The sequence below is a fragment of the uncultured Capnocytophaga sp. genome, from assembly GCF_937936315.1.
Lineage (GTDB): Bacteria > Bacteroidota > Bacteroidia > Flavobacteriales > Flavobacteriaceae > Capnocytophaga.
In genome coordinates, this window is the sequence record NZ_CALGWU010000054.1 from 68,481 (window position 1) to 80,563 (window position 12,083).

Consider the following 12,083-nt stretch of genomic DNA (forward strand, 5'->3'; position numbering starts at 1 on the left):
AAAAAATTATGATTTTAATTTATTTTTTGTTTTTTTTTCAAATATTAAAAATATTATTTACTTTTGCATCATAATTAATTTTTCAACTAAAAAATCAATTTATTATGAGTAGTAAAGTAACTTCAGTCTTAAGCTATTTTGGCTTGATTGGTTGGCTAATTGCCTTTTTTGCAGGCACTAAAGATGATAAATCTATCTATCACCTTAAACAAGGTTTTGGACTTATTCTTTTATCCATTGTTTTTGGTATTGTAATTCAAATTCTTGTGAGAATTTCAACATCTTTAGCCTTAGTAGGCACTGTGTTATGGATTGTTCTTTTAGTGTTATTCATCTTAGGATTGATTAATGCTATAAAAGAAGAGAAAAAACCGCTTCCTATTGTAGGAAAATCTTTTGAAGGATTCTCTTTCATCAAATAAGCGGCAACTTAAAAAAACAAAAAAAGGCTATTCTTAAGAATAGCCTTTTTTATTATCTCATAATGGTTTGTGTTCTATCAGGTCCTACAGATACTACTTTGATAGGTACTTCTAATTCCTTTTCTAAGAAACTGATATAATCCAATAGCTCTTTAGGGAGTTGCTCATAAGAGTTGAGCTGGGTGAGATCTTGATGCCAGCCTTTGAGTTCGGTATAGACAGGCGTTACGTTCTGTTCTTCAATATTATAAGGCAAATGCTTGATTTCTTTTCCTTTATATAGATAAGAGGTACATAGTTTTAGCGTTTCAAAACCGCTGAGTACATCGGCTTTCATCATTGTGAGTTCAGTTACTCCGTTTACTTGTACGGCGTATTTGAGAGCTACCAAATCAAGCCAACCACAACGGCGGCGGCGACCGGTAGTCGCACCAAATTCACGACCTACTTGGGTCATTGTTTCACCTACTTCATCAAATAATTCAGTAGGGAAAGGACCACTACCCACGCGGGTAGTATAGGCTTTGAAAATACCTATCACCTGACCGATAGTGCGCGGTGCAATACCTAAGCCTGTACAAGCGCCTGCAGCAGTGGTATTGGAGGAAGTTACAAACGGATAAGTACCAAAATCAATGTCGAGCATAGAGCCTTGTGCACCTTCAGCAAGTATTTTTTTACCTGCTTTGAGGGCTTGATAGAGGTATTCTTCACTATCGATGAGTTGGAACTCCTTAAGCACTTTCACAGCTTCAAAAAACTCAGCTTCTAATTCTTTAAGGTTGTATTGTATATCTACCTTGTAGTTAGCGAGCATTTCTTCATGTTTATCGGTGAGATTGCGATAGCGTTCACTGAAGTCGGATAGTTCTATATCGCCTACGCGCAACCCATTACGACCTGTTTTATCCATATAAGTAGGGCCTATTCCTTTGAGAGTAGAGCCTATTTTGGCTTTGCCTTTGGCAGCTTCGGAAGCAGCGTCTAAAAGGCGGTGAGTAGGCAAAATGATATGAGCTTTTCGTGAAATCAGTAAGTTTTTTTTCAGATTGACTTCATAAGGAGCAAGTGCTTCTATTTCTTTTTTGAAGATGATAGGATCTATCACCACCCCATTGCCTATGATATTCACGGCACCTTGGTGGAAAATACCCGATGGAATGGTGTGTAACACGTGCTTGATACCATTGAACTCGAGGGTATGACCTGCGTTAGGTCCTCCTTGAAAGCGAGCGATGATATCGTAGTTTTGGGTAAGGACGTCTACGATTTTTCCTTTTCCTTCGTCTCCCCACTGAAGACCTAATAATAAATCTACTGCCATTTTGTTTGATTATTTAGTTGTACTCTCTTGGGTTTGAGGTTCGGTATCAGTTTTGCGTGTACCGTAGAAATAAAGAGAGTGATTGGTAATATTGATGTTAAATACTTCTTCTATTGTTTTTTGGATAGTTTGGATGCGAGGGTCGCAGAATTCTACAATCTCTCCTGTATCGGTGAGGATAATATGGTCGTGCTGGCGATCGAAATACGATTTTTCGTAGTAGGCTTGGTTTTGCCCGAACTGGTGCTTACGCACCAAACCACATTCTAATAGTAGTTCGATAGTGTTGTAGAGGGTTGCTCTACTCACTCGGTATTTTTTATCATTCATATTGGCATAGAGCGTTTCTATGTCGAAATGATCATTATACTCGTAAATTTCCTTTACGATGGCATATCTTTCAGGAGTTTTGCGATGCCCGTTATCTTCTAAGTATTTGGTAAGTACCTTTTTAACTATTTCTAAATTTTCTTCTGATACAGGTGTATTCATAATTCAATTTGTAATCTTTTGTGGCAAAGGTAGTTTATTTTTTTTATTTCACAAAATATTTTATACTTTTGTGCTCATAAAACTACATCAGCCGAACAAGAGTATGGAAAAGCGTATTCTTACACTTATCAACGAAACCAATAGGAATATTTTTTTGACGGGGAAAGCTGGGACTGGAAAAACAACTTTGCTTCACAAAATCATAGAAACCAGCTATAAAAACACAGTGGTTGTTGCCCCTACGGGAATAGCAGCACTCAATGCGCGAGGGGTTACTATTCACTCTCAGTTTCAATTGCCTTTTGCTTCATTTTTACCTACTTTTGACAGCCCTCCTATTGCCAATGAGTTTTTTAGGTTTGAAAACCGACAATCACTAAAAAAACACTTCCAAATGCATCGCAACAAACAGCAAGTTATCAAGAATATGGAACTGCTAATTGTAGACGAGGTGAGTATGTTACGCGCCGATGTGTTAGACGCGATGGATTATATGATGCAGTTTATCCGCAAGGATAGGCGACCTTTTGGAGGGGTACAAGTGCTTTTTATAGGCGATTTACTGCAATTGCCGCCCGTAGTAAAACAAGAAGAATGGGAGGTGCTAAAACATTACTACACAGGAATGTACTTCTTCCAATCACAAGTAATCACCCAGCACCCACTGCTGTATATAGAGCTTGAAAAAATATACCGCCAAACCGATGGGGTATTCATTTCTATACTCAATCACCTGAGGGACAACAAACTCACCCAAGAAGATTTGCGACAATTGGCTTCACACGTGCAACCAGAGTTCGCTAAACAGCACAAAAATGAGTACATTACCCTCACCACTCACAACAACAAAGCCGACACAATGAACCAAGAGGAGTTAGAAAAACTCCCCTCTCCCCTATTCAGTTACGAAGCCGATGTGGTAGGCGATTTTCCTGAATATCTCTACCCTATTGAAAAGGTAATTCAGCTAAAAGAAGGCGCCAGAGTGATGTTTATCAAGAACGACCCCTCAGGAGAACACTTATTTTTTAACGGGAAAATGGGAACTGTGGTAGCCCTTGGTGAAAAAGAGGTGAGTGTAGCTTTGGACAACGGAATGACCATAAACGTAGAGCGCTACGAATGGGAAAATGTGCGCTACAAAGTGAATGACTCTACCAAAGATATTGAAGAAGAACGCTTAGGCACTTTCACTCAATACCCCTTGCGATTGGCGTGGGCGATTACCATACACAAAAGTCAAGGACTCACTTTTGAAAAAGCAGTGTTAGACTTGGCAAGTGTATTTGCTTCTGGGCAAGCTTATGTAGCATTCTCTCGCTTGCGTTCCTTAGACGGATTGGTACTCTTGTCATCGGTAACACAAAACGGCATCGATAATGATGAGAAAGTGATAGACTACGCCGACAATAAAGCTACAGAAGAGGAAATGCAACAAGCCTGCCGTGAGGGTAGAATAGATTTCTTAAGAGAATACATACTGAAAACCTTTGATTGGCAGTCCTTATTAGAAGAGTGGTACACCCATAGCCATAGCTATATAGGTGATTTGGGCAACAAAAATACCTATAAAAGCTGGGCAATGCAGCAATACGAGCGAGTAAAGGAACTTGTAGCTATATCTGAAAAGTTTAGCAAGCAACTATTAGGCTATTTCCAAAATCCAACTCCTATACAAACAATTTTTGAAAGAATACAGAAAGCTGTTGCCTATTTTAGTCCGCTATTAGAAACGATATGGTACGAATTGTTATATGTAGAAACCAAAGTCGCAGGACTGAAGAAAGTAAAAGAGTTTAGCAAAGAATTAAAAGAATTAGACGACAGCCTCGCAGAACTCATCAAGAAACTGTTCCGTTTAGAGCAAATGGTCGTGCTGTTAGAAAAACAAGAACCTTTTAGCAAAGAGAATATACAATCTAAGAAAATGGAGACAATGCGCAACCAGCTGATAGAGCGAGTATATACTACTTTGAAAAATGAACAACTATTCAGCAATCCACCTAAAATAAGCGCTCTCCAAGAAAAACCCAAAAAAGAGAAGAAAGAAAAAATTTCTACTTATGACATCACGTTACAATTATGGCAACAGAACAAAACAGTAGCCGAGATAGCCAAAGAACGTATGCTTACTGAAGGAACTATTTATGGACATTTAGGCAAGTTGATAGAAAGGGAAATTTTACCAATAGATATTGTAGAGGCAATTTTCACTACAGAAGCTATTAAGGAATTAGAAGAGCTATTTACTGCTGAAGAAGATCTCAGTTCTTTGGCAGGGATAATTGAAAAGACCCAAAGAAGATATGAATATGGACAACTGCGATTGTTTAAAGAATATTTTTTGAAAAGAAATTAAAGCGACAAAAGAGGCTATACTCTATGCGAGTACAGCCTCTTAGTGTATAAAGTACAAAATAAGTTTTAGAATTTATAGGTAACTCCTGCTTTAAAACCACCTGCAGAGAAAGAGTTGTGTTCTACAAATAGTTCAGCATTTACACCGAAGTTTTCGGTAAAGAAGTAACGAGCACCTGTTTGAAGACGTGCAGCGAAACCAGAATCATAGTAAGGATCAACACCATACCAATTATCATAATCGTTAGACCAGTTGTAATAACCTAGTGATAAGCCGCCATACAAATCTACATTAGAAGGGATTCTTTTGATGTGCTTACCGAAGTGATAGTTAGCATTAGCTAAAAAACCAATACTACTATAGCTTACGCCGCTATAGCTTCTACCGCGGTAGAAAAGTTCACCACCGACAGATATTTTATCGGCAACACCAAAATCAGCGGAACCATATACAATAACGCCAGGCCCAGAGACACCTAAACCAGCATTGAGCTGTACATCGCCTGCATCTAAAGATTGAGCCGAAGCTGCTCCTGCACTAAGGAGCAAACCAAAAAATAAAATAATTTTTTTCATAAATATTTACTATTAAAAATGTTTTAACAATGCAAAGGTAACATTAATTTTGAGAATAACAAAAAAAAGACACATAAATATATGTGTCTTTTTTATGATAGAAAGTTAAAAAATGTTTCTATTTTTTCTCAAGAGGAGACCCTTGACGAGCAATATAGTTGAGTTTCAAAGCATTTATTTCTTGCAATTGCTCACGAATATCACTCACAAGTCCCATATTGGTATCGGCATCTACTTTCAAGGCAGTGATATAAACGTCTTTAAGAGCATCACGTAAACCTTCTCTATAGTTAAGGATATAATGACTTACTTCTGAAACGTCTATAAATTTATCATTTACTTGAATTTTGGCATTAGCCCCGAACTTAGATTGATATTTAGGAAGGGGTTTACCAGCGTAGATATATACTACAGGGTCTTTTTTGTCCAATTTCTGAATTTGATCAGCTACAGGCAACTTATTTTGCACCATCAAGTCACTATCTTTTGATTCTGTTACAGTCATAAAGAAAAACAAAAGCATAAAGATAATGTCAGGCAAGGAAGCCGTAGAAACTGGAGGTACTTCACCACTTTTCTTTTTAGTAAATTTTGACATATTCTCTTTAGTTTTTAGTGCTTTTTAGGCGCGGTTTCTATAAGTTTTCTTGGGAAACGTTTTTGTAGTTCCAAGATAATAGGTTCAAGCTGATCTTTACGAGATTGAGAGGTACGAGCAGCGTTGAACTCTTCTTCTATTTGAACATAAGGAACCTCGTTAGGGAATTTCTTTTGGCGTTCACGTTCGCGTAGTTCGTTATAAGCTGCGATGAGTTCGTTCTGTACAGCTATATAAGTTTTGTACGAAGTTTCGCGGTCGTTACGCAAAGAGATAACAGCTTTATCGGGGTTATCGGAAGACAATGGATCACGTTTACCTTTACAATGAGCGCAGGTACCATCACCATTGTTATCCAAGAAATCAATAGCTGTTTGTTTAACGTCTTTAAGTTCCTTCAATTGGTTGTTTACTAACAACTGATTGTTTTTATTCACTACCACTACCAATACGTTTTTCTCCTTCACTAGTGGAGGTGGTGGCGTATTTTCTTGTGGTTTAGGAGGTAATTTTACAGTGATCCCTGTATTACTTTCAATGGTTGTTGTTACCAAGAAGAATATCAACAAAAGGAAAGCAATATCGGCCATAGATCCTGCATTTACCTCAGGTATTGAACGTCTTGCCATAATTTTTTATTTCATTAGTGCTTTTTTCACATTGGAAACGATAAGAGCTCCTACCGCAACGGCTACCAATATATATAAAGCGATTAGACCTGTGCTTACCCATTTTCTCACGGATTCGCTAGCTTTTTTCACATCTTCACTTGCATTAGGTTCTGCAGCTCCTGAAGAGAAGATGTAGCCTAAAAGAAGAACCACTACGAAACCACCGGTATAGATAAGCGTTTTCTTAAGAGCTTTAGGAGATGAAGCGATGTTCATTCCTGCTGAAATAAGTACTGCAGCGAGGGTAATACCTAATAAAACATAGGTTAATACCAAAAGAGCTTGCTGAGCAGCATAGAAAGCATTAGTGTAATCGAGAGTATTGGGGTCTTTATCACTATTGAAAGACATAACTGCCCATAATACTACACCCACTACGCCTAAAGCTATTGCTGCGTATTTTGCTATTTTATACATACTAAAAGTTGTTTAATGGGTGAGTAAATTATTTAATTTTTCTTGCTACTAAAAGGTCGATAAGAGAGATAGAAGCATCTTCCATATCGTTCACGATAGCGTCGATTTTAGCAATAATGTAGTTGTAGAATACTTGAAGGATCATCGCAACGATCAAACCGAATACGGTAGTAAGCAAGGCAACCTTGATATCACCAGCGATCAAAGAAGCATCCAAACCACCAGCAGAACTAATTTTATCGAAGGCTTCGATCATACCGATTACGGTTCCCATAAACCCTAACATCGGTGCGATAGAGATAAAGAGAGAAATCCAAGAAACGTTTTTCTCTAATTGTCCCATTTGGACACCACCGTAAGATACTACTGATTTTTCAACCATATCAATACCTTCAGAAGCACGATCTAAACCTTGATAGAAAATAGAGGCAACAGGTCCTTTAGTATCACGGCATACTTCTTTAGCTGCTTCAATACCTTTGCTATCTAGAGCTTGTTCGATGTCAGCAATCAACTTTTTAGAGTTGGTAGTTGCTAGATTAAGATAAATAATTCTCTCGATAGCTACTGCCAAACCGATGATCAAGCAGAGCAAGATAGGAGCCATATAGGCAGGACCACCTTCGATAAAACGCTCTTTAAATACTTGGTGGAAGCCTTTACTTTGTTGCGCTGCTTCAGCTGCTTCCTGAGCGCTAACCATAGCTACGTTTAAAATTAACATTGCTACTAGAAGTAGCTTAGATGACATTTTTTTCATTTGTTTAATCTTTTAATTTGTTAGTTGATAATTTAATGTTTAATAATACTTTTTTTAGAAAAAAAGCAGAGAGGAAGGGATTCGAACCCTCGATACGCTTGTGGCGTATATACACTTTCCAGGCGTACTCCTTCGACCACTCGGACACCTCTCTCTATGCTGTTTCTGAATGCCAAAGTAACAAAATATTTTTCTATCTCACAAGTTTTTTCTTAATTTTTTACTAAATTTCTCCGGCTATATTTTCTTCAAACTTGATTTTGAACATTTTATAAGGGATATTTTTTCTAAGTAAAAGCATTAATTTTGTGATTGCAGACTCAGTTGTAAGGTCTTTTCCATCTATGATTCCCATCTTTTTGAGAGCTTCACTAGCCTCGTATTTACCCATCATCACACTACCACCGGAACACTGGGTTACATTGATTATGTATATTCCTTTTTCAATTGCTTTTTGCAAGCTTTCGAGGAACCATTCATCGGTAGGGGCGTTACCTGATCCATAAGTTTCTAAGACTACTCCTTTGAGATTTGGGATACTAAAGAATCCGTTGAGGACGGCAGGAGTAATGCCTGGGAACATTTTAAGGATTGCGACATTAGTTTCGAAGTTTTTCCATACTTCTAAGGTGTTATTATGTTTGCGTGGTAAGAGGTTTTCTTTCATTACTTTTAAGTGTACTCCACTTTCTACTAATAGAGGGTAGTTGAAAGAGGCGAAGGCTTGAAAGTGTTCGGCATTTACTTTGGTTGTGCGATTGCCTCGGTAGAGCTTGTATTCAAAATAGAGTCCTACCTCTTGTATTACCGATTCACCATTCTCTTTTAAGGCAGCCAATTGTATGGAGGTAATGAGATTTTCTTTGGCATCGGTACGCAAATCGCCTATGGGTAGTTGTGATCCTGTGAATATTACGGGTTTGTTAAGGCCTTGTAGCATAAAGCTCAAGGCAGAAGCGGAATAACTCATTGTATCACTACCATGAAGGACAACAAATCCATCGTAGTTGTTATATTCTTTTTCAATTACTTCGGCAATTGTGATCCAATGTTGTGGATTCATATCGGAAGAGTCTATCACTTTTTCAAATGAATGTACAGATATATCACAATCTAAATGGGACAATTCGGGGATTCGTTTATAGAGATTATCGAACTCGAAAGCGCGTAAGGCTCCTGTTTGATAGTCCTTTATCATTCCGATTGTTCCTCCTGTATAGATAAGTAGTACTTTTGAATTATTAGTTTCCATCGAATTTATTTTTTACAGGATTGGCGTACATTTCTAAGAATTTTTTTTGAGAAAGGTCTTCAGATTTGCTTCGGTTGTTCATTCGGCGTTCAAACTGTCTAAATTCTTTTTCGTTGTAGTAATCTTTATATATAGAAGTTTTGTTGAGCAAATCATAAGCGATATAGTTAGCAGGAAACAATTTGTACTGCTGGTGAATCGCACGATCTAAGCACTCGGCTAAGGCTTGTAGCTGTTTGTTTAGGTGTTGATGAGCCTTTTCTATAGCATCTATTTCCTCATATAAAGGTTGACCTACCGAAATATGCACACGCCCTTTTTGCCCCAATAGTCCTTGAATGATATTTTCGAAATCCTCTTTTTTAGATTTTACATACTCTACGCCGTTGTGTTGAGCGATGAGAGCAGGCAATTTCAGTACATCGGTAGGGTCAAACTCATAGGAGATAGACATTGGTACGATATTGAGGGTTTTGAGGTATTGCAAAGAGGATACACCTTCAGGAGTATTTAGAGTGAGCATTTTCAAGACACCTTGCTGGGTGCGATCATCGCCATTTTTGGTACGCCCTTCGCGTTGTGCGATCCACACATTGCGGTGGTTCTCTGTAATACAATGATGTATAAATTCCGAAACCAATTTAGAATGCTCTAAAGCCTCACGAGGGGGCAAACTCCTATATATAATAATATTTCTATTGAGCATTGCTAATATCTTGAGATACTTTTTCTTAAGTAGATTATCGCCCATAGCCGATGCAGTCATTGAGAGATGATTGTCGTGCAAAGCCACATTTAGCAAAGAGGTATCTAAGATAATATCACGATGGTTAGAAACAAAAACATAAGCCTTTTTAGGGTCTAAAGCACTAAATCCATCGCAAGTAAATTCGGTAATACTTTTTTCGATTGCTTTAGTAACCACTTGGTACATTATATCCACCTGAAAATCGGATACTTTTTGGCAAGCGAGGAGTCTTTTCTCTCGTTGTGCAGGAGTATCTTCAGGAAATGCATAAGCCATCATTGCACGAATCAAAGGAGTATCTTTAATTTGCAATAAGGCTTTAGGCACTTCGTCGTCATTAAACGGACGTATGGATTTAAAATAATCGGTCATTTCAGCGATTTTGTTTGCTTATTCTTTGTATAACGAAAGGCAAAGTAACGAAATATATTTGATAACACCTAATTAAATGTTAAATATTTTTGTAGCATTCATATCGGTAAGGCGGGTTATTTCGCTTTCTGGAAGTTCATATATATCTGATAATTTTTCTACAACTTTCACGATATAAGCACTTTCATTACGCTTTCCGCGATAAGGCACTGGAGCTAGATAAGGACTATCAGTTTCTAAAACTATATGGCACAAATCAATATTTTTTAAAAACTGGTCGATTTTTCCATTTTTAAAAGTTACGACTCCTCCTATTCCTAAATGCAATCCATAACCAATAGCGCGATGGGCTTGCTCTTCAGTTCCCGTAAAGCAGTGAAAAACGCCAAAGAGGTCGCCGCTTTTTTCGGATTCTAAAACTTCAAAGACCTCATCAAAAGCCTCACGGCAATGAATTACTATGGGCAAATGATGTTTTTTTGCCAGCTGTATTTGCCAAGCGAAAGCTTCTTGTTGTTCTTTGAGGAAAGTTTTATCCCAATAGAGGTCGATGCCTATTTCGCCTATCGCACAAAAAGGATGTGTGGGCATTAAGGCTTCTACGTGAGCGAGCTCTTCTTTATAGTTCTCTTTTACACTACAAGGATGCAGACCGTTCATCAGGAAAACATAATCAGGGTATTCGTTTTTCAGTTGGAACATTCGCTGGGTATAACTTGCATCAATAGCAGGGATAAAGCAACGGGTTACGCCTGCTGCCTTTGCGCGCGCTATCATCTCAACGCGTTCGGTATCAAATTCTTCTGAATATAAATGTGTATGGGTATCTATCATTAGATCTTAGGACACGAGCTACAAACTCGCATCAGTGGTGTTTAATTGTTTTTCAATTTCTTCTATACTTGGCAAAGATGATTTGTAATCCTTTAATAACTGATCAAATAATTTATAAGATGAAATGCCTATTGGATTATGTATATCATCTAAGGTATACTGGGCTACTACATCATTTTTATCTTTACAGATTAACAAGCCAATAGTAGGATTATCAGCTTCAGTGCGCAACTGTTTATTTATTGCTGTTACATAAAATTTCAATTGCCCTATATGTTCAGGTTTAAACTTGGTTGTTTTGAGTTCTACCACTACATAACAGTGTAGTTGCACATTATAAAAAAGCAAATCGATATAAAAATCATCTCCTCCTACATTTATATGTACCTGTTTTCCATAGAAACAAAAGCCCTTCCCAAGCTCCAACAGAAACTTCGTCATATTATCTTCTAAATACTGTTGAAGTTCTTTTTCAGTATAACTTTCTGTTATTGAAAGAAAATCGAACACATAAGGGTCTTTAGTAAGTTCTTGGGCTAAATCGGAGGCAGCCATAGGCAGTTCTTGCTGAAAATTGGTGATCGCTTTCCCTTGTCGCTCATATAAATTCAGCCCCATTTGATGTTCCAATACCGACCGGCTCCAGTGGTTTTCTATTGTTTTATAAATGTAGAAAATAGCCTCTTGTATATCCTTACAACGCTGCATAATCATTAGATGATGCCCCCAAGGCACACTAAACAAAGAAACTTCTAATTGGGAAACAAGTTGTTTCCCAATTATATTTTGTTGATTATAAAACAAATACCATTGTCGCATTGATTTTAGGTTCCTATAAGAAAAACCTTTCATTGTAGGAAACATCTCACACAAATCAGCACTAAGCGTTTGCAAAAAACCATCGCCCCACTTGGATTGCGCTTGCTTTTCAACTATATCTTTTCCCATTTGCCAATAAAGGCGTAACAACTCACTATTTACTTGTATGGCTGCTTTTATTTGGCTTTGCTGTATTCTCTTTTTTAAGGATTGCAACCAGTCTTTGTAATCGGTAATGTTGGTTATTTCATTCATAAATTATGAGTTTATTTTCTTCTTCCATTGCTTGCCATAAATGGCATAATAGATATCTTCTTCGTAATATTTGTAGAAACCAGGTTCTTTGTTGGCAATAAAAAAGGCTTCTTTTTCTTTGAGGAATTTCGTGAGTAACTCCTTGTTCTCTGGCTTTTCCATTTCTTTTTCCAAATTCTTAAACA

13 protein-coding genes, 1 tRNA gene and 1 pseudogene are annotated in these 12,083 nt (G+C 37.5%); 2 read left to right on the forward strand and 13 right to left on the reverse strand.

Annotated features, from left to right (window positions below; translation table 11 throughout):
• Positions 1-104: 104 nt before the first annotated feature.
• Positions 105-422 (forward strand): hypothetical protein, encoded by a 318-nt coding sequence (locus Q0162_RS09875; protein WP_297891162.1) that lies wholly within the window; start codon positions 105-107, stop codon positions 420-422.
• A 52-nt stretch (positions 423-474) separates the two neighbouring features.
• Here Q0162_RS09875 and Q0162_RS09880 read toward each other — a convergent pair whose 3' ends face one another.
• Both Q0162_RS09880 and Q0162_RS09885 read right to left on the reverse strand, forming a co-directional pair.
• On the reverse strand, positions 475-1,746 hold the full coding sequence (locus Q0162_RS09880) for an adenylosuccinate synthase (RefSeq protein ID WP_297891163.1): 1,272 nt from the start codon (positions 1,744-1,746) through the stop codon (positions 475-477).
• A gap of 9 nt (positions 1,747-1,755) precedes the next feature.
• Complete coding sequence (locus Q0162_RS09885) at positions 1,756-2,238, reverse strand: Fur family transcriptional regulator (RefSeq protein WP_297891165.1); 483 nt, start codon at positions 2,236-2,238, stop codon at positions 1,756-1,758.
• A 103-nt stretch (positions 2,239-2,341) separates the two neighbouring features.
• Here Q0162_RS09885 and Q0162_RS09890 point away from each other — a divergent pair, with 103 nt between their 5' ends.
• A complete protein-coding gene (locus Q0162_RS09890) occupies positions 2,342-4,597 on the forward strand; it encodes a helix-turn-helix domain-containing protein (RefSeq protein WP_297891167.1) in 2,256 nt (751 codons plus the stop codon).
• Positions 4,598-4,662: 65 nt separating this feature from the next.
• On the opposite strand, the gene Q0162_RS09895 is transcribed toward Q0162_RS09890, so the two are convergent.
• The 11 genes and pseudogenes from Q0162_RS09895 to Q0162_RS09945 form a co-directional block, all read right to left on the reverse strand.
• Positions 4,663-5,172, reverse strand: a complete 510-nt coding sequence (locus Q0162_RS09895; RefSeq protein ID WP_297891169.1) for a hypothetical protein — start codon at positions 5,170-5,172, stop codon at positions 4,663-4,665.
• A 118-nt stretch (positions 5,173-5,290) separates the two neighbouring features.
• Positions 5,291-5,770: a biopolymer transporter ExbD gene (locus Q0162_RS09900; protein WP_297891171.1), complete on the reverse strand. Its 480-nt coding sequence runs from the start codon at positions 5,768-5,770 to the stop codon at positions 5,291-5,293.
• Positions 5,771-5,784: 14 nt separating this feature from the next.
• Positions 5,785-6,399, reverse strand: coding sequence for a biopolymer transporter ExbD (locus tag Q0162_RS09905; protein ID WP_297891173.1), 615 nt, complete (start codon positions 6,397-6,399; stop codon positions 5,785-5,787).
• 6 nt (positions 6,400-6,405) lie between these two features.
• On the reverse strand, positions 6,406-6,858 hold the full coding sequence (locus Q0162_RS09910) for a hypothetical protein (protein ID WP_297891174.1): 453 nt from the start codon (positions 6,856-6,858) through the stop codon (positions 6,406-6,408).
• Between the two features lie 28 nt (positions 6,859-6,886).
• Entirely contained in the window at positions 6,887-7,618 is a 732-nt protein-coding gene (locus Q0162_RS09915; protein ID WP_297891176.1) for a MotA/TolQ/ExbB proton channel family protein, read from the reverse strand.
• Positions 7,619-7,684: 66 nt separating this feature from the next.
• Positions 7,685-7,772 (reverse strand) — tRNA-Ser (locus tag Q0162_RS09920).
• Positions 7,773-7,841: 69 nt separating this feature from the next.
• Entirely contained in the window at positions 7,842-8,870 is a 1,029-nt protein-coding gene (locus tag Q0162_RS09925; protein WP_297891178.1) for an asparaginase, read from the reverse strand.
• Entirely contained in the window at positions 8,860-9,990 is a 1,131-nt protein-coding gene (locus Q0162_RS09930; protein ID WP_297891180.1) for a 1-acyl-sn-glycerol-3-phosphate acyltransferase, read from the reverse strand. Before Q0162_RS09930 ends, Q0162_RS09925 begins: the two co-directional genes overlap by 11 nt.
• 72 nt (positions 9,991-10,062) lie before the next feature.
• On the reverse strand, positions 10,063-10,824 hold the full coding sequence (locus tag Q0162_RS09935) for a TatD family hydrolase (protein ID WP_297891182.1): 762 nt from the start codon (positions 10,822-10,824) through the stop codon (positions 10,063-10,065).
• Between the two features lie 18 nt (positions 10,825-10,842).
• Positions 10,843-11,898 carry a PDDEXK nuclease domain-containing protein gene (locus Q0162_RS09940; RefSeq protein WP_297891184.1) on the reverse strand — a complete coding sequence of 352 codons (1,056 nt, stop codon included), beginning with the start codon at positions 11,896-11,898 and terminating at the stop codon, positions 10,843-10,845.
• Positions 11,899-11,901: 3 nt separating this feature from the next.
• Positions 11,902-12,083 (reverse strand): annotated as a pseudogene (locus Q0162_RS09945) (hypothetical protein); the annotation flags it as partial.